Source organism: Pseudomonas farsensis, assembly GCF_014268805.2.
Taxonomy (GTDB): Bacteria; Pseudomonadota; Gammaproteobacteria; order Pseudomonadales; family Pseudomonadaceae; genus Aquipseudomonas; species Aquipseudomonas farsensis.
In genome coordinates this window covers 1,101,242-1,125,244 of record NZ_JABWRF020000002.1, presented here as the reverse complement: position 1 = coordinate 1,125,244, position 24,003 = coordinate 1,101,242, and the positions used below count along the sequence as shown (strand labels likewise).

Genomic DNA, 24,003 nt, shown 5'->3' with positions numbered 1-24,003 from the left:
GCTGCTCAGCGCAGGGCTGGCACCTGCGCTGCAACCTGCAGCAGCGGTGGCTGCTCTTTCTTGCAGCTTGAAGCTCGCCGCTTGCAGCTTGGCAGCTGCTGCGCCCAGTCACCGGAGGGCCTATGAGCTACGTAATCGACCGACGCCTGAACGGCAAGAACAAGAGCACGGTCAACCGCCAGCGCTTTTTGCGCCGCTACCGTGAGCACATCAAAAAGGCAGTCGAGGAGGCCGTAAGCCGCCGCTCCATCACCGATATGGAGCATGGCGAGCAGATCAGCATCCCCGGCCGTGATATCGACGAGCCCGTATTGCACCACGGCCGTGGTGGCAAGCAGACCACCGTTCACCCCGGCAACAAGGAATTCACCGCAGGCGAACACATTGCCCGGCCCCAGGGCGGTGGCGGCGGCGGTGGGCGCGGCAAGGCCGGCAACTCGGGTGACGGCATGGACGACTTTGTCTTCCAGATCACCCAGGAAGAATTCCTTGAGTTCATGTTCGAGGACCTCGAACTACCGAACCTGGTCAAACGCCAACTGACCGGTACCGACACCTTCAAGACCGTGCGTGCCGGCATTGCCAACGAAGGCAACCCGTCGCGTATCAATATCGTGCGTACCTTGCGCTCAGCCCACGCCCGGCGCATCGCGCTGACGGGCAGCAGCCGTGCGCTGCTGCGCGAGGCGCAGAAAGAGCTCGAACGCCTGCGCAGCGAAGAGCCCGACAATTTCACTGATATCCAGGATACCGAGGCCGAAATTCAGCGGCTCAAGGCACGTATCAACCGCCTGCCGTTTCTCGACACCTTCGACCTCAAGTACAACCTGCTGGTAAAGCAGCCCAACCCCAGCTCCAAGGCGGTGATGTTCTGCCTGATGGACGTGTCTGGGTCGATGACCCAGGCCACCAAGGACATCGCCAAGCGCTTCTTCATCCTTTTGTACCTGTTCCTCAAGCGCAACTACGACCGCATCGAAGTGGTGTTCATCCGCCACCACACCAGCGCCCGCGAGGTCGACGAAGAGGAATTCTTCTACTCCCGAGAAACCGGCGGCACCATTGTGTCCAGCGCACTAAAACTGATGCAGGAAGTCATGGCCGAACGTTACCCGGCCAGCGACTGGAACATCTATGCCGCCCAGGCTTCCGACGGCGACAACTGGAACGACGACTCGCCCATCTGCCGAGAGATCCTCTCCAAACAGATCATGCCCCACGTGCAGTACTACACTTACGTCGAGATCACCCCGCGCGAGCATCAGGCGCTGTGGTACGAATACGAGCGCATCGGCGATGCGTTCCCCGACACTTTTGCCCAGCAACAGTTGGTATCGGCCGGCGACATCTACCCGGTCTTCCGTGAACTCTTCCAGCGCAGGTTAGCCACATGACCGCCAGAGCACAGAGACGCCAGCCCATCTCAGTTGGCTCGGAATGGACCTTCGAGCTGATCCAGACCTACGACCGCGAAATCGGCCGCCTGGCCGAGCGCTACGCGTTGGATACCTACCCCAACCAGATCGAAGTGATCACCGCCGAGCAAATGATGGATGCCTATGCCTCGGTGGGCATGCCGCTGGGCTACCACCACTGGTCCTACGGCAAGCAGTTCCTTAGCACCGAGAAGTCCTACACCCGTGGGCAGATGGGCCTGGCCTACGAAATCGTCATCAACTCAGACCCCTGCATCGCCTACCTGATGGAAGAAAACACCATGTGCATGCAGGCACTGGTGATCGCCCATGCCTGCTACGGCCATAATAGTTTCTTCAAGGGTAACTACCTGTTCCGCACCTGGACCGACGCCAGTTCGATCATCGACTACCTGGTGTTCGCCAAGCAGTACATCGCCCAATGCGAGGAGCGCCACGGCATCGATGCCGTGGAAGACCTGATCGACTCGTGCCACGCGCTGATGAACTATGGGGTCGACCGCTACAAACGCCCCTACCCGATTTCTGCCGAAGAAGAACGCCGCCGGCAGAAGGACCGCGAAGAACACCTGCAGCGCCAGATCAACGACCTGTGGCGGACCATCCCCAAAGGCAGCGAGAAAGGCGGCGAGCGCGACGATGCGCGCTTCCCGGCCGAGCCTCAGGAAAACATCCTCTATTTCATCGAAAAACACGCCCCGCTGCTGGAACCCTGGCAGCGCGAAGTGGTGCGTATCGTGCGCAAGATTGCGCAGTACTTCTACCCGCAGCGCCAGACCCAGGTCATGAACGAAGGCTGGGCGACTTTCTGGCACTACACCTTGATGAACGACCTCTACGATGAAGGCCTGATCACCGAAGGCTTCATGATGGAGTTTTTGCAGTCGCACACCAGCGTGGTGTTCCAGCCAGGCTTCGACAGCCCCTACTACAACGGCATCAACCCCTATGCGCTGGGGTTTGCCATGTACACCGACATACGCCGCATGTGCGAAAACCCAACCGATGAAGATCGCCACTGGTTCCCGGAGATCGCCGGAGGAGACTGGCTTTCAACGATCAAATTTGCCATGAGCAGCTTCAAGGACGAGAGCTTCATCCTGCAATACCTGTCGCCCAAGGTCATTCGCGACCTCAAGCTGTTCAGCATTCTGGATGACGACCAGCGTGATGACCTGTTGGTACCGGCCATCCACGACGACGCCGGCTACCGGGTGATTCGCGAGCAACTGGCGGCGCAGTACAACCTTGGCAACCGTGAACCGAACGTACAGATCTGGAGCATCGACCGCCGTGGCGACCGCTCGCTGACCCTGCGCCACCAACAGCACAATCGCAAACCGCTCGGTGAGTCCACCGGCGAGGTGCTCAAGCACCTGCATCGCCTGTGGGGCTTCGATATCCACCTTGAAACGGTCCAGGGCGACCAGGTGATGAAAACCCATCACATGCCCCCGCGCAGCGAACATGGCGAAGCCAGCGATTACGGGCGCATGGACCTGGCAATCGTGCACCACCTCTAGCGCAAGGCGCCGCCCTTGCTGTCGACAGGGTATCCTGTCGCCAGCAAGGGAGGTTTCACATGCAGATCTACAAAGTTGGCGGCGCCGTGCGCGATCGCCTGCTCGACCGCACCGTCAGCGATGTCGACTGGCTGGTGGTCGGCGCTACCGTCGAACAGATGCAAGCCCTGGGCTATCGCCCGGTGGGCGCTGATTTTCCGGTCTTTCTTCACCCCAAAACCGGCGAGGAATACGCTCTGGCGCGCACCGAGCGCAAGAGCGGGCGCGGTTATGGCGGCTTCACCTTCCACGCAAGCCCCGAGGTGACCCTCGAAGAAGACCTGGTACGCCGCGACCTGACCATCAATGCCATGGCCGAAGACGCCAGCGGCCAGCTCCACGACCCCTACCACGGCAAGGCAGATCTGGATAACCGCCTGTTACGCCATGTCTCCCCGGCATTCGCCGAGGACCCCCTGCGCGTGCTGCGCGTGGCCCGCTTTGCTGCCCGCTACGCGCCACTGGGCTTCAAGGTGGCCGATGAAACCCTGGCGTTGATGCGCCAGATCGCAGCGTCCGGTGAGCTACAGGCGCTGACCGCAGAGCGCAGCTGGAAGGAAATCGAGCGGGCGCTGATGGAAGCCGAGCCGCAGGTGTTCATCGAGGTGCTGCGCAGCTGCGCAGCCCTTGAAGAACTGATGCCCGAGCTTGTGCATGGCCCCGATACGCTTGCAGCCCTGCGCCAGGCCGCACGCCATCAGCAACCGCTGACAGTACGCTGGGCGTGCTTGCTGCGTGGGCTGGAGCCTGCATCGGTCAAAGCGCTGAACCAGCGTTTCAAGGCGCCACGTGAATGCCAGGAACTGGCGGTGCTGGTTGGGGAGTTTGCCGAAAAAGCCGATCAGGCCCTGACCCTTGCACCCGAACAACTGCTGGAGATTTTGCAGAGGTTTGATATCTACCGGCGCCCGCAGCGTTTCGAGGAGTTCATCGGCGCATGCGAAATGGCCGCGCTGGGGCATGGCCAGCCGAGTTATCCACAAGCTGACTACCTGCGCGGCGCAGCGGCGGCGGCACGCGCGGTGGATGTGAAGCCCTTGGTGGAACAAAGGCTCACCGGGCAGGGCTTGGGCGAGGCCCTCAAAGGCGAGAGGCTTAAAGCGCTGCAGGCTTACACCCAGCGCTAAGTGCACCCGCTGACTCAGCCCTGGGTCAGCTGCACTCCACGCCATTCGAAGGGCACCGGTGCCAGCACCTGATCGATATCAGCCTCGGCCCACAGCTGGCCCATTGTCTTGCCGGCCACCGGGTGCAGCAGTTGCGGGGCCAGCAGCGAGAGCGGCCAAAGCACAAAAGCGTTTTTGAGGATTTCGGCCCGGGGCAGCGTCAGCCCCTCGAACGTGCCGTGCAGGCCGTCATACATCAGCACGTCGATATCCAGTGGCAGGCCCTTGCGGTCCGGGGCATAGCGGCCGTTTTCGGCCTCGATGTGCTTGAGCCGGCGGCTCAGGTCGTGCAGCGGCACAGCCGTCTTGCCGCAGACCACCAGGTTGAAGAACGGCCCGCTCTTGATACCCACCGCCTGGCTCTCGAAAACCGCCGAACAGCGCATATCGGTGAGCATGCCAGCCAGCGCATCGAGCCCGGCACACAAATGCCGTTCGCGCTCGATATTGCTACCCAGGCCCAGGTAAACCGTACTCAGAGACATCCGCGCTCGATCTCCACGCCTACACCGCCACGGGCTGCCGGCACGGCGCCGGGCTTGGTCAACTTGAGGCGCACCCAGGGAATGTTGAATTCGGCCATCAGCACGGCCACCAGGCGCTCGGCAAAGGTCTCGACCAGCTCGAAGCGCGCCTGCTCGGCGAACGCCTGGACCCGCGCCGAAACGCTGGCGTAGTCGAGCGCGAGGGTGAGGTCGTCGCCGGCAGCCGCCGGGCGGTTGTCCCAGGCGAAACTCAGGTCCAAGCGCAGGCACTGGCGAATATCACGCTCCCAGTCATAGGCACCGATCACGGTATCGACTTCCAGGCCTTCGATGAACACTCTGTCCAAGCACTTCTCTCCACTGCACGACAAGGGCGACGGGCGCCGTTAGAATCAGGGCGTCCTCGCCCGGAATAGTTAGCATGTTTTGGTCACTGGCGCTGCTTGCCTACCTGCTTGGCTCTGTGTCCTTCGCCATCGTCCTGAGCCGCCTCAATGGGAGCCCCGACCCGCGTTGCAGCGGTTCGGGCAATGCCGGTGCGACCAACATGTTGCGCCTGGCAGGGCGCAAGCTGGCAATCCTCACCCTGCTTGGCGACCTGTGCAAGGGCTTGCTGCCGGTATTGCTTGCACGCCTGGCCGGGCTCGACCTGCAAGCGCAGGCCTGGGTGGGGGTATGCGCCGTGTTCGGCCATTTGTTTCCGCTGTACTTCCGTTTCAAAGGTGGCAAAGGCGTAGCCACTGCCGCCGGCATGCTCATGGGCGTGTACTTTCCGGCCGCGCTGCTGGCCATCGGCGCCTGGCTGCTGACCTTGCGCCTGACCCGCACCAGCTCGCTGGCGGCGCTTATTGCCGCGCCACTGACGCTGCCGTTGCTGGCCTGGCGCGAACCTGCCGCGCTGTTGCCGATGAGCGTACTGACGGTGATGATCGTCTGGCGGCACCGCAGCAATCTGCGGGACCTGTTCGCCGGCCGCGAACGGCATTTCTGATTCGCTCGCAGGCAATCGGCGTTTATTTCAGACCGGCGGTAACTGCTCCATCGGCCAGCGTGCCTGCACGCTGATCGCCAGGTCCTGTTGCTGCCCGGCCATCAGGCGCTGGCAGCCGGCGTAGGCGATCATCGCGCCGTTGTCGGTGCAAAACCGTGGGCGGGCGTAATAAACATTGCCTTGAAGACTGCCAAGCATGCCTTCGAGCGAAACCCGCAATGCCTGGTTGGCGCTGACACCGCCAGCAATGACCAGGCGCTTGAGGCCAGTCTGCTTGAGGGCGCGCTTGCACTTGAAGGTCAGAGTGTCCACCACCGCATCCTGGAACGCCAGGGACACGTCGCAACGGGTTTGCTCGTTGTCGTCCCCGGCATCGCGGCACTGCTGCCAGGTGTTCAGGGCGAAGGTTTTCAGGCCGCTGAAACTGAATTGCAGGCCAGGCCGGTCGCACATCGGGCGCGGGAACTTGAAGCGCCCAGGCGTACCCCGCTCGGCCAACCGCGCAATCTCCGGCCCACCTGGGTAATTCAGGCCGATCAGCTTGGCCGTCTTGTCGAATGCCTCGCCGGCTGCGTCGTCCAGGCTCTCGCCCAGCAGCTCGTATTGGCCGATGCCATCGACCCGAACCAGCTGGGTATGCCCACCTGAAACCAACAAAGCGACGAACGGAAACTCGGGGGGCTGTTCCTCGAGCATCGGCGCCAGCAGATGGCCTTCCATATGGTGCACGCCAATCGCTGGAATGCCCCAGGCGAAGGCCATCGCCTGGGCGCACGAAGCGCCCACCAGCAAGGCCCCGACCAGGCCAGGGCCCGCGGTATAGGCGATGGCGTCGATGTCGGTGGCAGCGCAGCCAGCCTCCTCCAGCACCTGGCGGATCAGCGGCAACATGCGCTTTACGTGATCACGCGAGGCGAGTTCGGGCACCACCCCGCCATAGGCGCGGTGCAGGTCGATCTGGCTGAACAATGCATCGGCCAGAAGGCCGCGTTCACTGTCGTATAATGCGACGCCGGTCTCGTCGCAGGATGTTTCCAATCCCAGTACTAGCATGGGTCCGTGCCTTGTGGAGGCTGAATTCGAAGGCGCGCATAATAGTCCCCGTGCCGGGTGCCGACCAGCGGTTTTCGATCAGAGGCTTTGCATTCCGGCCAGCTAAGGGTTAACATCCGCAACCCTTGAAAACCGACGTTCTCCAGCTCACCTTATGTTTTGCCAGGAGCACGTCTACCCCGGTAATGAATTAAGGTAGCCCTGGATGCCAGCCGTCAAAGTTAAAGAGAACGAACCCTTCGACGTAGCTCTGCGTCGTTTCAAGCGCTCCTGCGAAAAAGCCGGTGTACTGGCTGAAGTTCGTAGCCGCGAGTTTTACGAGAAACCGACCTCAGAGCGTAAGCGTAAAGCCGCTGCCGCTGTTAAGCGTCACGCGAAGAAGGTTCAGCGCGAACAGCGCCGCGCCGTTCGTCTGTACTAATACAGCCGTTCTACGCAAAGCTTCTGCCTCGCCCGGCCTCGTGCCGGGTTGATGGTAGCGGTCGTTTCAAGCCCTTGGCCATGCGCCCTGGGTGCCCCGGCAAAAGCCATGGGCAACCTGTACTACACCGTCAGAACTGGTCTTTGGCCAGCCGTGCACGTCCTTCCTGACGAGCCCCTAGGGCTGGTGACGAGCACAACACCTCTTCGCTACACCTCTTCTCCACTCCCGCGCACAAGCGTTTAGACTTGCCAGTTGCCTGATGACGAGACTGCCATGGCCGGGCTGATTCCCCAGAGCTTTATCGACGATCTTCTCAACCGCACCGACATAGTCGACGTGGTGAGTTCGCGCATCCAGCTCAAAAAAGCCGGCAAGAACCATTCGGCCTGCTGCCCGTTCCACAAAGAGAAAACCCCCTCTTTCACCGTCAGCCCCGACAAGCAGTTCTACTATTGCTTCGGCTGCGGTGCCGGTGGCAACGCCCTTGGCTTCATCATGGACCACGACAACCTGGACTTCCCCCAGGCGGTCGAGGAACTGGCCAGGGCTGCCGGCATGGAAGTGCCGCGCGAGGAAGGCCGGCGCGGGCAAAAGCCCCGCCAGCCGGTCGATTCGCCGCTGTACCCGCTGCTTGAAGCTGCCACCGAATTCTACCGCCAGGCGCTGCGTAACCACCCGACCCGCAAGGCGGCCGTGGAATACCTGAAAGGCCGTGGCCTGTCCGGCGAAATTGCCCGCGACTTCAGCCTGGGCTTCGCCCCGCCTGGCTGGGACAACCTGCTCAAGCACCTTGGCGCCGACACGCTGCAACAAAAAGTGATGATCGACGCCGGGCTGCTGATCGAAAACGCCGAGAGCGGCAAGCGCTACGACCGCTTCCGCGACCGGGTGATGTTCCCCATCCGCGACAGCCGCGGCCGGGTGATCGCCTTTGGCGGCCGGGTACTGGGCGACGACAAGCCCAAATACCTGAACTCCCCGGAAACCCCGGTGTTTCACAAAGGCCAGGAGCTGTATGGCCTGTACGAGGCGCGCAAGCACAACCGCAACCTCGATGAAATCATCGTCGTCGAAGGCTACATGGACGTCATCGCGCTGGCCCAGCAGGGCCTGCGCAACGCCGTGGCAACCCTGGGCACGGCCACCAGCGAAGAGCACCTCAAGCGCCTGTTCCGCGTGGTGCCGAGCGTTTTGTTCTGCTTCGACGGCGACCAAGCCGGGCGCAAGGCCGCCTGGCGGGCCCTGGAGTCGACCCTGTCGAGCCTGCAGGACGGGCGCCGCGCGCGGTTTCTGTTTTTGCCGGAGGGCGAAGACCCGGACAGCCTGGTGCGCGCCGAGGGCACCGATGCCTTCCGCGCACGCATCAACCAGCACGCACAACCGCTGGCCGATTACTTTTTCGAGCAATTGAGCAACGAGGCCGACCCGCGCTCGCTCGAAGGCAAGGCGCACATGGCCACGCTGGCCGCGCCGCTGATCGAACAAGTGCCCGGCGCCAACCTGCGCCAATTGATGCGTAACCGCCTGCGCGAGATTACCGGCCTCGACCCGCAACAAATGGAGCAACTGGCGCAAAGCCCGCCAGCCAGCAGCACCACGCCGGATTACGACCCCGGCTACGACTACGACGCCATGGCGAGCTACACGCCCGACCACGGCGACATGCACTACACGCCCGACTATGCCGCCGTTCATCAGGAACAGCCGGCATGGACACCCAACAAGGGTGGCGGCAAGAAACAGTGGGACGACAAGCCCTGGAGCAAGAAAGGCGGCAAACCGTGGCGCCGTGATGGCCAGCGCGAAGAAGCCCCACCGCGAGTCCCGGCACCAGTAGAGCCGCCGACCCTGTCGGCGCTGCGCACGCTGATGCATTACCCGTTACTGGCCGGCAAAGTCGAGGACGCGAGCCATTTTGCCGACGACGAGCACGTGTATAACCAACTGCTGGTGGCGCTGATCGAGGCCGCGCAGAAAAATCCTAAGCTAAGCTCAATGCAGTTGATTGCACGCTGGCACGGTACGGACCAAGGCCGTTTGCTACGGGCCTTGGCCGAGAAGGAGTGGTTGATCGATGCCGATAACCTTGAACAACAGTTTTTCGACACTATAACTAGCTTGTCCGCTCGCCAACGCGAGCGCAGCCTGGAACATCTGCTGAGGAAAGCACGTCAAAGCGAACTGAGCCCAGACGAAAAAAATCAGCTGCTCGCCTTGCTGAGCCGCAATGTTCCCGCACAAAACCCGACCTCATCTGGCGCGTGAGGTCCTAGCTCGGGTATAATCCTCGGCTTGTTTTTTGCCCGCCAAGACCTTCAGTGGATAGGGTGTTATGTCCGGAAAAGCGCAACAGCAATCTCGTATCAAAGAGTTGATCACCCGCGGTCGTGAGCAGGGCTACCTGACTTACGCGGAGGTCAACGACCACCTGCCTGAGGATATTTCAGATCCTGAACAGGTGGAAGACATCATCCGCATGATCAACGACATGGGGATCAACGTATTCGAGAGTGCTCCGGATGCGGATGCCCTGCTGTTGGCGGAAGCCGACACTGACGAGGCCGCAGCCGAAGAAGCTGCTGCCGCGTTGGCTGCAGTCGAAACCGATATCGGCCGCACGACCGACCCGGTGCGCATGTACATGCGCGAAATGGGTACTGTCGAGCTGCTGACACGCGAAGGCGAGATCGAAATCGCCAAGCGTATCGAGGAAGGCATCCGTGAAGTCATGGGTGCTATTGCCCATTTCCCGGGTACTGTCGATCACATTCTCAGCGAGTACGAGCGCGTCACCACCGAAGGTGGCCGCCTGTCCGACGTTCTCAGTGGTTATATCGACCCTGACGACGCCATCGCCACGCCGAACGAAGAAGTGCCGCAACCTGCTGCCAAAGCCGCTGCTGCCAAGGCAGAAGAGGAAGAGGAAGAAGACGGCGACGCTAGCGACGACGAGGAAGAAACCGAAAGCGGCCCAGACCCCGAAGTTGCCCGTCAGCGTTTCGGCGCGGTAGCCGACCAGCTCGCGATCAGCCTCAAGGTTCTGAAGAAGCACGGCCGTAACCACGCAGACAGCATTGCTGCCATGCAAGCTGTTGCCGACCTGTTCATGCCGATCAAGCTGGTACCGAAGCAATTCGAAGTCCTGGTTGAGCGTGTACGCGGCGCCCTTGAGCGCCTGCGTCAGCAAGAACGCGCCATCATGCAGCTGTGTGTGCGTGATGCACGTATGCCGCGTGCCGACTTCCTGCGTCTGTTCCCGAGCAACGAGACCGACCAGACCTGGTCGGGCGACCTGTCCAAGCGCAACACCAAATGGGCAGCTGCCCTGGGTGAAAAAAACGCTGCGATCGTCGCCTGTCAGCAGAAACTGATCGACCTTGAAACCGAGACCGGCCTGACCGTCGCGGAAATCAAGGACATCAACCGTCGCATGTCCATCGGTGAGGCCAAGGCCCGCCGCGCCAAGAAAGAAATGGTCGAGGCGAACCTGCGTCTGGTGATTTCCATCGCCAAGAAGTACACCAACCGTGGCCTGCAGTTCCTCGATCTGATCCAGGAAGGCAACATCGGCTTGATGAAAGCGGTGGACAAGTTCGAATACCGTCGCGGTTACAAGTTCTCGACCTACGCCACCTGGTGGATCCGCCAGGCGATCACCCGTTCGATCGCCGACCAGGCGCGCACCATCCGTATTCCGGTGCACATGATCGAGACGATCAACAAGCTCAACCGTATTTCCCGCCAGATGTTGCAGGAAATGGGCCGTGAACCGACCCCGGAAGAGCTGGGTGAGCGCATGGAAATGCCTGAGGACAAGATCCGCAAGGTATTGAAGATCGCCAAAGAGCCGATCTCTATGGAAACCCCGATCGGCGACGACGAAGATTCGCACCTGGGCGACTTCATCGAGGACTCGACCATGCAGTCCCCGATCGACGTAGCCACCGTCGAAAGCCTCAAGGAAGCAACCCGCGACGTGCTCTCGGGCCTGACCGCACGCGAAGCCAAAGTGCTGCGCATGCGTTTCGGTATCGACATGAACACCGACCACACCCTTGAAGAAGTCGGCAAACAGTTCGACGTGACCCGCGAGCGGATCCGTCAGATTGAAGCCAAGGCGCTGCGCAAGCTGCGCCACCCGACGCGAAGCGAGCATCTGCGCTCGTTCCTCGACGAGTAAAAACCAACCCCGGCCCAGGCCGGGGTTTTTTTATGTAAAAAACCAGCCTCGCACGCCCTCCCCAGGCGCGCCAAGCCCGTCTACACTCGATTGCAGACCCCCTGAATCGAGAGGCCGCTATGCCCTTGTTGCCGGCCCTTCTGTTGCTGTTCCTTTGCCTGTGGAACACCACAGCCGGCGCACTGACCCTGACCGACGAAGAAAAAGCCTGGCTCAGCGCCCATCCGCAGCTGCGTCTAGGCGTGGATGCTTCATGGCCGCCGTTCGAGTTTCGCGACCAGGACAACCGCTACCAGGGATTGGCCGCCGACTATGTAACCCTCATCCAGGAACGCCTGGGCATCGCCCTCACGCCGGTTGAACCCAGCAGTTGGGGCGAGGTGCTCGATCGAGCCCGCAAAAACCAGATAGACCTGCTACCCGGCATCATGTCCACCCCGGAGCGGCAGAGCTACCTGGCCTTCACCCGCCCATACCTGGATTTCCCCATTGTTATCCTCGCCCACAGCGGCGGCCCCAAGCCGCGCACGCTCGACGACCTCTATGGGCTGAAGGTGGCAGTGGTGGAGAACTACGCGCCCCACGAGCTGCTGCGCAATCATCACCCGGACCTCAACCTGGTGGCCCTGCCCAACGTCAGCTCAGCCCTGCAGGCACTGGCCACCGACGAAGTCGACGCGGTGGTCGGCGACCTCGCATCGAGCATCTGGAGCCTGCGCCAGCTCAAGCTCGACGGCCTGTATGTCAGCGGTGAGACGCCCTACCGCTATCAGCTGGCAATGGCTGCGCCCAGGGAGCAGAAAGTGCTGGTGGGCATCCTCGATAAAGTCATGGCCGACATGAGCAGCAGCGACATCAGCGATATCCAGCAACGCTGGGTCGGCAATGTGGTGGACCAACGCAGCTTCTGGCCTGACATGCTCACCTACGGCCTGCCTGCGGCGGCGCTGCTGATGACCGTTCTGGCCGTGGTGATCCGCATCAACCGCAGGCTCAGCTCGGAGATTTCCCGGCGTATTGCCCTGGAGCAGGAGCTGCGCAGCAGCGAGTACCACTACCGCGGCCTGATCGAGAGCCTGTCAGCCATCGCCTGGGAAGCCGACGCCAGCGACTTCACCTACAGCTACGTCTCGCCGCACGCCGAAGACCTGCTCGGCTACCCGCTGGTCGAATGGCTCAAGCCCGGTTTCTGGCGCGGCATCCTGCACCCGCAAGACGCGCTGTGGGCGCAGGCTTACTGCGAGAGCGAAACAGCAGCCGGGCGCGATCACAGCCTGGACTACCGAGTCATCCGCGCCGACGGCCAGCCGCTGTGGGTGCGCAACATCGTCAGCATGATCGAACACGGCCACAAGCCGCTGATGCGCGGCCTGATGATCGACATCAGCGAAACCAAGAACACCGAAGAAGCCCTGCGCCTGTCACAGCAGAAGTTCGCCTCGGTGTTCCAGCAGTGCCCGGACATCCTGGTCATTGCCCGCCACAGCGACGGCTGCCTGCTGGAAGTCAACGAAGCGTTCGAAGAGCAAATTGGCCTGGGCCCCGCCGAGGTGCTGGGCCGTACCGCCACCGAACTGGGCCTGTGGGGCGCGCAAGGGCACGGCCCTGGGCTGCTGGAGCGCTTGCAGCGCGGTGGCATCCGCAACATGGAAATGACCTTCAAACGCAGCAACGGCCAGCTTTTTACCGGCCTGACCAGCGCCGAGACCTTCCACCTCGATGGCACCCTGGCGCTGGTAGTTGCGGTGCGCGACATCACGCAACTGAAAGAAACCCAGCAGCAGCTGCAAACCTCCGAAGAGAAATTCGCCAAGGCCTTCCACGCCTCCCCCGACGGCCTGCTGCTGTCGCGCCAGAGCGACGGCCTGCTGCTGGAGGTAAACGAAGGCTTCTGCCGCCTGACCGGCTACGACATCAACCCCGGCGGCGAACAGACCGCGCTGGACCTGGGCATCTGGGTCGACCTCAGCGAGCGCCGGCGCCTGGTCGAGAAACTCAAGCGCGACGGCTTCGTGCGCGACCTCAGTTGCCACATCCGCCGCAGCGACGGCCAGATCCGATTGTGCGAACTGTCCGCGCGCCCACTGCCCATCGGCGGGGTGGACTGCATGCTGACCATCGCCCGCGACATCACCGAGCGCCACCTGATGCAGGAAAAACTGCAACTGGCCGCGACCGTGTTCGAAAATACCGCCGAAGGGGTACTGATCACCGACACCGACCAGCGCATCAGCGCGGTCAACCGGGCGTTCAGCGAGATCACCGGCTACAGCGAAATCGAAGCCTTGGGCCAAACTCCACGCCTGCTAGCTTCGGGCCAGCACGACAGCGCCTTCTACGCCGCCATGTGGCATCAATTAACCGCCGAAGGCCATTGGCAGGGCGAGATCTTCAACAAGCGCAAGAATGGCGAACTCTACCCCGGCTGGCTGACCATCAGCGCCGTGCGTAACAACGAGCGCGAAATCACGCACTTCGTCGCCGTATTCGCCGACATCTCCAGCCTCAAGCACGCCCAGGCCAAACTCGACTACCAGGCCCACCACGACCCACTCACCGGCCTGCCCAACCGCACCCTGTTCGAAACGCGCCTGCAGGCCGCGCTCAGCTGCGCCCAGCTGTCCAACCGCCAGGGCGCGGTGCTGTTCCTTGACCTTGACCGCTTCAAACACATCAACGACAGCCTCGGTCACCCAGTTGGCGACCTGCTGCTCAAAGGCATCGCCCAGCGGCTCAAAGAGCAGGTGCGCGACGTCGATACCGTGGCCCGCCTGGGCGGCGACGAGTTCATCATCCTGCTGCCGGGCCTGCACAAACCCAGCGATGCCAGCGCCATCGCCAATAAACTGCTGACCTGCTTCAACGCCCCGTTCCAGGCCGGCGAGCACGAATTCTTCACCAGTGCCAGCATCGGCATCAGCCTTTATCCACAGGACGGCAGCGACACCGCCACGTTGATCCGCAACGCCGACGCCGCCATGTACCGCTCCAAGGCCAAGGGCCGTAACCGCGTCGAAGCCTACACCCGCGACCTCACCGCCCAAGCCAGCGAGCGTATTGCCCTGGAACACGAACTGCGCCGCGCCATCGAGCGCAACGAACTGAGCCTGTGCTACCAGCCCAAGTTCAGCCTCAAGACGCAAAGCCTGGTGGGCGCCGAAGCCTTGGTGCGCTGGACCCACCCCACCTTCGGCGAAGTGCCGCCAGAGCGCTTCATCCACCTGGCCGAAGAAAACGGCACCATCCTGCAACTGGGCGACTGGGTACTGGAGCAGGCCTGCCGCCAGATGCACCAGTGGAAGCGCAGCTACCAAGCCTTCGGCCCGCTGTCGATCAACCTGGCCGGCGCGCAGCTGCGCCAGCCAAACCTGGCCAGACGCATCGAGCAACTGCTCAAGACCTACCAGCTCAAGGCCGGTGATTTGCAACTGGAGATTACCGAGAACTTCATCATGAGCCAGGCCGAAGAAGCCTTGAGCGTGTTGCACCAGCTCAAGCAGCTTGGCGTCCAACTGGCCATCGACGACTTCGGCACCGGCTATTCCTCGCTCAGCTACCTCAAGCGCCTGCCGCTGGACATCCTCAAGATCGACCAGTCGTTCATCCGCGGCCTGCCGGACGACCCGCACGACGCCGCCATCGCCAGGGCGATCATTGCGCTGGGCCGCAGCATGCAACTGACCATCATTGCCGAAGGTGTAGAGAACCAGGCCCAGCAACGCTTCCTCGCCGCCGAGGGCTGCGAGCAGATCCAGGGCTACATCGTCAGCCTGCCCCTGCCCCCGCAAGAATTCGCCGCGACCTTCCTGCGCATAGCACTATCGGATCTTTCAGATGGCACGGTATCGAAACCATCGTTATAATCCGGGCCACCTCTGAGGGCCTATAGCTCAGTTGGTTAGAGCAGAGGACTCATAATCCTTTGGTCCACGGTTCGAGTCCGTGTGGGCCCACCAAATACCAGGAAGCCGCGCTATTGCGCGGCTTTCGTCGTTTAAAGCCTACATCTTCTGCCCAGTCACAGCAGCCAGCACGGCGAGCATGGCTTGCCAGGAGCGAGCCGGCGCTGGCGGATTTGCTTACCAAGGCGGGTGGTGATAAGCCTGTAGTCCATGTTCTATATACGTAACAAAACGAAGTGTATGTAACGTATACGTAACCCCTCGAAAAACAAAACAGTCCCGTAGCTGACCACATAAGATGAGATCAGCTCGCAAAACTCTGAGAAGTCCACTCGCCGGCAGCCGTGCTTGCGGATCCAGCCGCGCCAGTACCAGGCCTTGAGACTCATGTGTCGTTCAACCCCGCCATCGCCCAAAGTGCCGGGTGACAGCCACCTGTCGTACCGGCTCGCTATAAAAAGCCAGTACCCTGCCCCCCTTGCACACCCCAACCTGCCTTCACTAGGCTAGCCCCTCGACCCAAGGGACCTGACATGCCGGCCACTTCCTCCATCGCCCTCGACGAAACCGACCGCCAGCTGATTGCGCTGTTGCAAATCAACGCTCGCGAAAGCGTCGCCACCCTCGCCCGCCAGTTAGGCATCGCCCGCACCACGGTGAACTCGCGCCTGGAGCGCCTGGAGCGGCACAAGGTCATTACTGGCTACGGCGTGCGCCTTGGCCAGCGCCTGATCGGCGGCGGGCTGCAAGCATACGTCGGGATCAAGGCGCAACCGCGCTCGGGCAAGGACATCGTCCGCCACCTGAGCGCCATGGGCCAGGTGCAGCAACTGTGCGCGGTCAGTGGCGAATTCGACTATGTGGCCTGGTTGCACAGCGATTCGCCGGAGCAACTGGACCAACTGCTCGACCAGATCGGCAGCCTGGATGGGGTGGAGAAAACCACTACCTCAATCATCCTCAGCAGCAAAGTCGACCGCGGGCAGCCGGGCTGATTGGCGTAAGTTCTCCAAACACCTTCTGCAGCAACGTCCCCCGCCGCCCCGAGCACTTTCTGAGTATGCGGTGCCAGCATGGTGGCACCGCAAATCACGACACATCTGGCAACTGCTCGGTCCCCGCGCCTAAGCGACTGGGTATAGGCTGAGGTCAAACCGACCATTGACGGATCTCTGGTCTGACTCAAAAATATACGTTATCTGCGTATACTTTCTAGAGCGCGAATACCTAAGGAGAACCACCAATGCCGCGCAACATCTTCACTGAACTCACCGAGGGCTTTGACGCCCTTGCAGATGAGCGTGCGGGAAAGCTCACGTTACGTACTCACCACGTGTCCTTCACCGAACTGGCGCCACTGGCAGCGAATGAGATCATCGAACTGCGTCAGCGGCTGAACATGTCCCGAGCCGTGTTCGCCACATATCTGCGGACCAATGTCAGGACGTTGGAAAATTGGGAACAAGGGCGCTCGCAGCCTAATGCCCAGGCCGTAGCTCTGATCCGGCTTGTACAAAAGTACCCAGAAACCGTCGACCACTTGGCCTCTTTAGCCTAGCCCGTCATATTCAACCAAAACCCCGCCATAACGACGAAACAACCTGCATATCGTCAACACTCTGTACCTTATCTACGAACCTCAACCCCCTCTAAAATGGCCCCCAGGCATTTCCTATACTCAGGCTCCGTTCCGCGTAGCCGCTCTGGCAAGGTCACTTATGAACAAGAACAACCGCCATCCCGCCGACGGCCAGAAACCGATCACCATCTTCGGCCCGGACTTCCCTTTTGCCTTCGATGACTGGCTGGAGCACCCGGCCGGCCTGGGCAGCATCCCGGCCGACCAGCATGGCGAAGAAGTGGCGATCATCGGCGCCGGTATCGCCGGGTTGGTGGCGGCCTATGAGCTGATGAAGCTGGGCCTCAAGCCTGTGGTGTACGAGGCCTCCAAGCTGGGCGGGCGGCTGCGCTCGCAGGCCTTCAACGGCACCGATGGCATCGTCGCAGAGCTCGGCGGCATGCGCTTTCCGGTGTCGTCCACCGCCTTTTATCACTACGTCGACAAGCTTGGGCTGGAGACAAAACCCTTCCCCAACCCGCTGACGCCGGCCTCGGGCAGCACGGTGATCGACCTGGAAGGCCAGACCTACTACGCCGAAAAGGCTGCCGACCTGCCCAAACTGTTCCACGAAGTGGCCGAGGCCTGGGCCGATGCCCTGGAATGCGGGGCGCAGTTCGGTGATATCCAGCAAGCCATCCGCGACCGTGACGTACCGCGCCTCAAAGAGCTGTGGAACAAGCTGGTGCCGCTGTGGGACGACCGCACCTTCTACGACTTTGTCGCAAGCTCGCGGGCGTTCGCCGAGCTGAGCTTCCAGCACCGCGAGGTGTTCGGCCAGGTGGGCTTCGGCACCGGGGGCTGGGACTCGGACTTCCCTAATTCGATGCTGGAAATCTTCCGCGTGGTGATGACCAACTGCGACGACCACCAACACCTGGTGGTCGGTGGCGTCGAGCAGGTGCCGCAGGGTATCTGGCGCCATGTACCGGAGCGCTGCGCGCACTGGCCGGCGGGCACCAGCCTGAAGGGCTTGCATGGCGGCGCGCCGCGTACCGGGGTCAAGCGCATTGCCCGCGCCGCCGACGGGCGCCTGGCGGTGACCGACAACTATGGCGATGCGCGCCACTACTCCGCTGTGCTGATTACCTGCCAGAGCTGGCTGCTGACCACGCAGATCGACTGTGAAGAGGCGTTGTTCTCGCAAAAAATGTGGATGGCGCTGGACCGCACTCGCTACATGCAGGCGTCGAAGACCTTCGTCATGGTCGACCGCCCGTTCTGGAAGGACAAAGACCCGCAGACCGGCCGCGACCTGATGAGCATGACCCTCACCGACCGCCTGACCCGTGGCACTTACCTGTTCGACAACGGCGACGACAAGCCGGGCGTCATCTGCCTGTCCTACGCGTGGATGAGCGATGCCCTGAAGATGCTCCCGCACCCGACTGAAAAACGCGTGCAACTGGCCCTCGATGCGCTGAAGAAGATCTACCCGAAAACCGACATTGCCGGGCACATCATCGGCGACCCGATCACTATTTCCTGGGAAGCCGACCCGTACTTCCTCGGCGCCTTCAAGGGCGCGTTGCCGGGGCACTACCGCTATAACCAGCGCATGTACGCGCACTTCATGCAGCAGGACATGCCCAGCGAGCAGCGCGGCATGTTCATCGCCGGTGACGATGTGTCGTGGACCCCGGCCTGGGTGGAAGGGGCGGTACAGACTTCGCTGAATGCGGTGTGGGGTATCATGACCCACTTTGGCGGCAAGACCCACGCCGACAACCCAGGCCCGGGCGATGTGTTCGATGAACTCGGCCCGATTGCCCTGCCCGACTGAACGAAGGAGCAGCGCCATGCGCATCGCCCTGTACCAAGGCCCGCCCGGCCCGTTGGATGTGCCCGGCAACCTCGAGCGCCTGCAGCACCAGGCGCAGGCCGCCGCCGCTGAAGGCGCAGGCTTGCTGGTGTGCCCGGAGATGTTCCTCAGCGGCTACAACATTGGCCAGGCGCAGGTCAGCCGCCTGGCCGAGGCTGCCGATGGGCCGGCGGCGATGCGCGTGGTGGAGATTGCCCAGGCGCACGGCATCGCCATCGCCTACGGCTACCCCGAGCGCAGCGAGGAGGGCGCGTTGTACAACAGCGTGCAACTGATCGACGCCCACGGCCGCAGCCTGTGCAACTACCGCAAGACCCATCTGTTCGGCGAACTCGACCGCAGCCTGTTCACTCAAGGCCCCGACCACTTTCCGGTAGTCGACCTGGACGGTTGGAAGGTGGGGATGCTGATCTGCTACGACATCGAGTTCCCGGAAAACGCCCGGTGCCTCGCGCTGGCGGGTGCCGAGCTGATCCTGGTGCCAACCGCGAACATGGCGCCGTACGATTTCGTCTGCCAGGTAACCGTGCGCTCGCGAGCGCAGGAGAACCAGTGCTACCTGGTATATGCCAACTACTGCGGCGCTGAGGCCGAGCTTGAATACTGCGGGCAAAGCAGCATTGTCGGGCCAGATGGCAGCCTGCTGGCGATGGCGGGGCGCGATGAGTGCCAGTTGCTGGCTGACCTTGACCGCGAGCAGGTACGCAAAGGCCGTGCGGCGTTTCCGTACCTGGCAGACCTGCGCCAGGACCTGCACCGAAGCTGACGCAGACAAGCCTGCCGTAGCGCGCTAGCATTCGCCCATGCCCGATACCACCCGCACGCTCTGCCTCGACAACGGCCTGCAGCTCACCCTGCGCCATGCCCCGCGCCTCAAGCGCGCAGCGGCAGCGCTGCGCGTCAATGCCGGCAGCCACGACGCCCCGGCGCAATGGCCGGGCCTGGCGCACTTTCTCGAACACCTGTTCTTTCTGGGCACAGCGCGTTTCCCGCTCGAAGACGGCCTGATGCGCTACGTGCAAGGCTTGGGCGGGCAGGTCAATGCCAGCACCCGCGAGCGCACCACCGATTACTTCTTCGAAGTGCCGCCCGCCGCATTGGCTGCAGGCCTGGAGCGGTTGACCGAGATGCTCGCCAGGCCCGACCTTAGCCTGCCACGCCAGCGCCGCGAGCGTGAGGTGATACACGCTGAATTCATCGCCTGGTCACGCAACGCCGAAGCGCAGCAGCAATTCGCATTGTTGCAGCAGGTGTCGCCGCGCCACCCGCTGAGCGGCTTCCACGCCGGCAACCGCTACACCTTGGCGTTGGGCGACAGCGCCTTTCAGCAGGCATTGAGCGGCTTTCATCAGCGTTTTTACCAAGGTGCGCAAATCACCTTGAGCCTGGCAGGCCCACAGTTTCTGGACGAACTTGAAGGGCTCGGCAGGCAGTTCGGCGGTGTATTCGCACAAGGCCCCGAGGTCTTCCGCGAGCCCCCGCCGCCACTGCTCGATGCAGCGTTATCGACGCCATGGTTGTTCGCCCATGACAACCTGCCGCCCGGCGCCGAGCCGGCTCTGGGCCTGCTATTGAGCCACCTGCTGGATACGCGCGCCGGCACTTGGCTGGGCGCACTGCGCGAACGCGGCTGGCTGCGTACATGCAGCGCGCAGGTGTTGCACGGGTACGCCGGGCAACTGCTCTGGCAGCCAAAGCTGCAACTGGCAGAACAGGCCCCCGTGGCTGAAGCGGAAAAACTGCTGCATGGCTGGTTGGGCTTCTTGCGCCAGCAAGACCTGCAACAACTCAACCAGCGTTACGCCCACCTGCAACAGCGCCGGGAACTGGCGGCGAATGCGCTGGAACTGGCCCAGCGCGACAGTGCCGGCCTGCCATTTGCGAAGCTCGACGCCCAAGGCCTGGCGGCACTGCAAGCGCTGCTGCGCGACCTGCCCCATGCCAACTTCGGCCACTGGCAGTTGCCGGCAGAAGAGCCCTTGCTGCAGTCCGCCCCTATCGCCCATAGCGCGCCCCTGCCGTCTGCCTTTGCCATCAGCGAAAGCCTGCCTGCAAGCCGCGAATTTGCCGCAGTCTACTTACGTTGGCGGATCACCTCAGCCGCCCGTGAACACTGCCTGCCAGTTCTGCAACGCGCCCTGCAACTTCTCCAGGCCCGCGCCGAACACGCTTCGTTGCAACTTGGCCTGAGCGCTGCCGGCGAGCACTGGCAACTGCGCGTCGCCGGGCAGCCGTGGTCAGCCATCCGTTTGCTCGGCGAAGCCTTGGCCCTGCTACGCAACCCACCCGCCGAACACTGGCATGCAGAACCTGCAACAGAGCCTGCCCTGATCCCGCTGCGGGCCTTGCTCAAGGCGTTGCCGGATGCCCTGCAACCGACTGAAAACCAGCCCCAGCCAGGCAGCCGGCTGGGTCAGCCGATGCTGACCGACCTGTGGCAACAGGCCTGCTGGCAAGGTTTGGCTAGCGGCCTTGGCCAGCAGCAGCTAGGCGCCTTGGGCTGGGCGTTGCAGGGGCTGATGGGCCAGCCCGGCGAGCCTGCGCCGCCGCTTGCCCTCCAAGGCCGGCGCTGGGTGCATGTGCCGACCGAAGGCCGCGAACCTGCGCTGCTGCTGTTCTGCCCGCTGCCAACTGAGTTGCAGGCCCCCGGCCGCCTGCTCGCGCACTTGCTGCAGGGCCGGGTGTACCAGCGCCTGCGGGTAGAGTTGCAACTGGGCTATGCGGTGTTCAGTGCCTTCCGTCAGGTCGATGGCCACGCCGGGCTGCTGTTCGGCGTGCAGTCACCGCATGCCAGCCCGGCGCAAATCCTCAGTCACCTGCTGCAACTGCTTGGCGAGGGCATCCAGCTCGACGCCCACGCGCGCCAGCAGTTGGCGGATCAGTTCGACGAAGGCGCCATGGCCAACCCCGAGGTAGCGGAGTGGGCCTGGCAGGCGCACATCGCGAAACACAATTCAGATCTATCCTTTCTTCGCTGGTCTATTCTCAACACCGAGCAGCACGTTCTGGACGTTTTGTTGCAGCAGCTGATCAGCGCCCGCCACGGCTGGTGCTGCCTGGCCAATGCCGCAGCAGTGGACGCTCACTGGCAGTGTTAGAGGGTCGATTGTTACCTGAGATGTAACGGCGCTTTTCGAATAATTAACCTTTCAGTACAAATTATTCTTGTAAGATAGCGCAATCTCGATTCAGGGAACCTCCTGCTCCAGGCGGCACCCAATAATCAGTTGTTCAACCAAACCTCACCGGAAGGAGACATCCCATGTGGACCAAACCTGCTTACACCGACCTGCGTATCGGCTTCGAAGTCACCATGTACTTCGCCAACCGCTAAGCAGCACTGCGGTACAACGCCTCGGCCCGCCGGGGCGTTTTCGTTTTCAGAGACGGTTTTTCCGATAGAGAGTGGCCATGTACATCCAGATTCTCGGCTCTGCCGCAGGCGGCGGGTTCCCGCAGTGGAACTGCAACTGCGTCAACTGCAAGGGTTACCGCGACGGCAGCTTGCGCGCCACTGCGCGTACCCAGTCGTCCATCGCCCTGTCCGACGACGGCGAGCACTGGATCCTGTGCAACGCCTCCCCGGACATCCGCGCCCAGCTCCAGGCCTTTGCCCCCATGCAACCGGCCCGGGCCCTGCGCGACACCGGCATCGACGCCATCGTGCTGCTGGACAGCCAGATCGACCACACCACCGGCCTGCTCAGCCTGCGCGAAGGCTGCCCGCACAAGGTGTGGTGCACCGAGATGGTCCACCAGGACCTGAGCACCGGCTTCCCGCTGTTCAACATGCTCAGCCACTGGAACGGCGGCCTGCAGTGGAACCGCATCGAGCTTGAAGGCAGCTTCGTCATCGACGCCTGCCCCAACCTGCGCTTCACCCCGTTCCCACTGCGCAGCGCCGCGCCGCCCTACTCGCCGCACCGCTTCGACCCGCACCCAGGCGACAACCTGGGCCTGCTCGTCGAAGACACCCGCACCGGCGGCAAGCTGTTCTACGCGCCGGGCCTTGGCCAGGTCGACGACAAGCTGCTGCAGATGATGCATGGCGCCGACTGCCTGCTGGTGGACGGTACCCTGTGGGAGGACGATGAAATGCAGCGCCGTGGCGTCGGTACCCGCACTGGCCGCGAAATGGGCCACCTGGCGCAGAATGGCCCCGGCGGCATGCTCGAAGTGCTCGACGGCTTCGCTCGCCAGCGCAAGGTGCTCATCCACATCAACAACACCAACCCGATCCTCGATGAAAACTCGCCCGAGCGCGCCGAAGTGCTGCGCCGCGGCGTCGAAGTCGCCTTCGACGGCATGAGCATCGAGTTGTAAGGAGGCCCTGTGAGCGACGCAACGCCGATGTCCCCTGCCGAGTTCGAGCAGGCCCTGCGCGCCAAGGGCGCCTTTTACCATATCCATCACCCCTACCACGTGGCGATGTATGAAGGCCGTGCCAGCCGCGAGCAGATCCAGGGTTGGGTGGCCAACCGCTTCTATTACCAGGTGAACATCCCGCTCAAGGACGCCGCGATTCTGGCCAACTGCCCAGACCGCGAAATCCGCCGCGAGTGGATTCAACGCCTGCTCGACCACGACGGCGCGCCCGGCGAAGACGGCGGTATCGAAGCCTGGCTGCGCCTGGGCCAGGCCGTTGGCCTGGACCCCGAGCAACTGCGCAGCCAGGAGCTGGTGCTGCCCAGTGTACGCTTTGCCGTGGATGCCTACGTCAACTTCGCCCGCCGCGCCAGTTGGCAAGAGGCGGCCAGCAGCTCGCTGACCGAGCTGTTCGCCCCGCAGATCCACCAGTCGCGCCTGGACAGCTGGCCGCAGCACTACCCATGGATCGACCCGGCCGGCTATGAATACTTCCGCACCCGCCTGGGCCAGGCGCGCCGTGATGTCGAGCATGGCCTGGCGATCACGCTGCAGCACTACACTACCCGCGAGGGGCAGGAACGCATGCTGCAAATCCTGCAGTTCAAGCTGGATATCCTGTGGAGCATGCTCGATGCCATGAGCATGGCCTATGAGCTGGACCGCCCGCCTTATCACACCGTCACCCGCGAGCGGGTCTGGCACAAGGGGATCGCCTTATGAGTCTTGACCGCCAACAAGTGCCAGCCTGGCGCCCGGGCTATCGCTTCCAGTACGAACCGGCGCAAAAGGGCCACGTGCTGCTGTACCCCGAAGGCATGATCAAGCTGAACGAAAGCGCCAGCCTGATCGGCGGGCTGATCGACGGCCAGCGCAGCGTCGCGCAGATCATCACTGACCTCGAACAGCAGTTCCCCGGTGTGCCCGAAGTCGCCGATGACATCGAGCAATTCATGGAGGTGGCCCGTGCCGAACACTGGATCACCCTCGCCTGACCCA

Annotated in this window: 20 protein-coding genes and 1 tRNA gene; 18 read left to right on the top strand and 3 right to left on the bottom strand. The window is 62.6% G+C overall.

Translation table 11 applies throughout. The annotated features are described in order from the left end of the window. Nucleotides 1-122: 122 nt before the first annotated feature. Genes HU719_RS14300 through HU719_RS14290 form a run of 3 tightly spaced genes read left to right on the top strand, consistent with a single transcriptional unit; the run spans nt 123 to nt 4,125 of the window. Nucleotides 123-1,394, top strand: coding sequence for a YeaH/YhbH family protein (locus tag HU719_RS14300; RefSeq protein ID WP_186518301.1), 1,272 nt, complete (start codon nt 123-125; stop codon nt 1,392-1,394). After that, a complete protein-coding gene (locus HU719_RS14295; protein ID WP_186535136.1) occupies nt 1,391-2,959 on the top strand; it encodes a SpoVR family protein in 1,569 nt (522 codons plus the stop codon). The genes HU719_RS14300 and HU719_RS14295 overlap by 4 nt, the downstream gene beginning before the upstream one ends. Before the next feature lie 59 nt (nt 2,960-3,018). Then, nucleotides 3,019-4,125 carry a multifunctional CCA addition/repair protein gene (locus tag HU719_RS14290; RefSeq protein WP_186535137.1) on the top strand — a complete coding sequence of 369 codons (1,107 nt, stop codon included), beginning with the start codon at nt 3,019-3,021 and terminating at the stop codon, nt 4,123-4,125. A gap of 14 nt (nt 4,126-4,139) precedes the next feature. Here HU719_RS14290 and folK read toward each other — a convergent pair whose 3' ends face one another. Together folK and folB are read right to left on the bottom strand one after the other, a co-directional pair. Further along, nucleotides 4,140-4,649 (bottom strand): 2-amino-4-hydroxy-6-hydroxymethyldihydropteridine diphosphokinase, encoded by a 510-nt coding sequence (gene folK, locus HU719_RS14285; protein ID WP_186535138.1) that lies wholly within the window; start codon nt 4,647-4,649, stop codon nt 4,140-4,142. After that, nucleotides 4,640-4,996, bottom strand: coding sequence for a dihydroneopterin aldolase (gene folB / locus HU719_RS14280; RefSeq protein WP_186518309.1), 357 nt, complete (start codon nt 4,994-4,996; stop codon nt 4,640-4,642). Before folB ends, folK begins: the two co-directional genes overlap by 10 nt. A 74-nt stretch (nt 4,997-5,070) precedes the next feature. Here folB and plsY point away from each other — a divergent pair, with 74 nt between their 5' ends. After that, entirely contained in the window at nt 5,071-5,640 is a 570-nt protein-coding gene (gene plsY, locus HU719_RS14275; protein WP_186518312.1) for a glycerol-3-phosphate 1-O-acyltransferase PlsY, read from the top strand. Nucleotides 5,641-5,667: 27 nt separating this feature from the next. Here plsY and tsaD read toward each other — a convergent pair whose 3' ends face one another. After that, complete coding sequence (tsaD, locus tag HU719_RS14270) at nt 5,668-6,693, bottom strand: tRNA (adenosine(37)-N6)-threonylcarbamoyltransferase complex transferase subunit TsaD (RefSeq protein ID WP_186518314.1); 1,026 nt, start codon at nt 6,691-6,693, stop codon at nt 5,668-5,670. A gap of 205 nt (nt 6,694-6,898) precedes the next feature. Between tsaD and rpsU the strand changes: the two genes are divergently transcribed. The 14 genes from rpsU to pqqD all read left to right on the top strand — a co-directional run bounded on the left by rpsU (nt 6,899) and on the right by pqqD (nt 23,999). Then, nucleotides 6,899-7,114, top strand: a complete 216-nt coding sequence (rpsU, locus tag HU719_RS14265; RefSeq protein ID WP_002551877.1) for a 30S ribosomal protein S21 — start codon at nt 6,899-6,901, stop codon at nt 7,112-7,114. A 276-nt stretch (nt 7,115-7,390) separates the two neighbouring features. Then, complete coding sequence (gene dnaG / locus HU719_RS14260; protein ID WP_186518316.1) at nt 7,391-9,382, top strand: DNA primase; 1,992 nt, start codon at nt 7,391-7,393, stop codon at nt 9,380-9,382. Nucleotides 9,383-9,449: 67 nt separating this feature from the next. Next, a complete protein-coding gene (gene rpoD, locus HU719_RS14255) occupies nt 9,450-11,297 on the top strand; it encodes an RNA polymerase sigma factor RpoD (protein WP_186518318.1) in 1,848 nt (615 codons plus the stop codon). A gap of 119 nt (nt 11,298-11,416) precedes the next feature. Further along, a complete protein-coding gene (locus HU719_RS14250; RefSeq protein ID WP_186518320.1) occupies nt 11,417-15,160 on the top strand; it encodes an EAL domain-containing protein in 3,744 nt (1,247 codons plus the stop codon). A 16-nt stretch (nt 15,161-15,176) separates the two neighbouring features. Continuing rightward, nucleotides 15,177-15,253: transfer RNA gene (locus HU719_RS14245), tRNA-Ile, on the top strand. Between the two features lie 479 nt (nt 15,254-15,732). After that, nucleotides 15,733-16,194: an Lrp/AsnC family transcriptional regulator gene (locus HU719_RS14240; protein ID WP_186535139.1), complete on the top strand. Its 462-nt coding sequence runs from the start codon at nt 15,733-15,735 to the stop codon at nt 16,192-16,194. Nucleotides 16,195-16,442: 248 nt separating this feature from the next. Continuing rightward, the gene (locus tag HU719_RS14235) at nt 16,443-16,757 is read left to right on the top strand and encodes a helix-turn-helix domain-containing protein (RefSeq protein WP_186535140.1); all 315 of its coding nucleotides are present in this window, start codon (nt 16,443-16,445) and stop codon (nt 16,755-16,757) included. A gap of 160 nt (nt 16,758-16,917) precedes the next feature. Beyond that, nucleotides 16,918-18,600 carry a flavin monoamine oxidase family protein gene (locus HU719_RS14230; protein ID WP_186535141.1) on the top strand — a complete coding sequence of 561 codons (1,683 nt, stop codon included), beginning with the start codon at nt 16,918-16,920 and terminating at the stop codon, nt 18,598-18,600. Nucleotides 18,601-18,616: 16 nt separating this feature from the next. Next, nucleotides 18,617-19,405 carry a carbon-nitrogen hydrolase family protein gene (locus HU719_RS14225; RefSeq protein ID WP_186518326.1) on the top strand — a complete coding sequence of 263 codons (789 nt, stop codon included), beginning with the start codon at nt 18,617-18,619 and terminating at the stop codon, nt 19,403-19,405. Nucleotides 19,406-19,442: 37 nt separating this feature from the next. Next, nucleotides 19,443-21,737 (top strand): pyrroloquinoline quinone biosynthesis protein PqqF, encoded by a 2,295-nt coding sequence (pqqF, locus tag HU719_RS14220; RefSeq protein WP_186518329.1) that lies wholly within the window; start codon nt 19,443-19,445, stop codon nt 21,735-21,737. Between the two features lie 164 nt (nt 21,738-21,901). Next, nucleotides 21,902-21,973: a pyrroloquinoline quinone precursor peptide PqqA gene (pqqA, locus tag HU719_RS14215; protein WP_003243383.1), complete on the top strand. Its 72-nt coding sequence runs from the start codon at nt 21,902-21,904 to the stop codon at nt 21,971-21,973. A gap of 77 nt (nt 21,974-22,050) precedes the next feature. Continuing rightward, the gene (pqqB, locus tag HU719_RS14210) at nt 22,051-22,962 is read left to right on the top strand and encodes a pyrroloquinoline quinone biosynthesis protein PqqB (RefSeq protein ID WP_186535142.1); all 912 of its coding nucleotides are present in this window, start codon (nt 22,051-22,053) and stop codon (nt 22,960-22,962) included. A 27-nt stretch (nt 22,963-22,989) separates the two neighbouring features. After that, the gene (gene pqqC / locus HU719_RS14205) at nt 22,990-23,727 is read left to right on the top strand and encodes a pyrroloquinoline-quinone synthase PqqC (protein WP_186535171.1); all 738 of its coding nucleotides are present in this window, start codon (nt 22,990-22,992) and stop codon (nt 23,725-23,727) included. Continuing rightward, nucleotides 23,724-23,999, top strand: coding sequence for a pyrroloquinoline quinone biosynthesis peptide chaperone PqqD (gene pqqD / locus HU719_RS14200; RefSeq protein WP_186518333.1), 276 nt, complete (start codon nt 23,724-23,726; stop codon nt 23,997-23,999). The genes pqqC and pqqD overlap by 4 nt, the downstream gene beginning before the upstream one ends. Nucleotides 24,000-24,003: the final 4 nt, after the last annotated feature.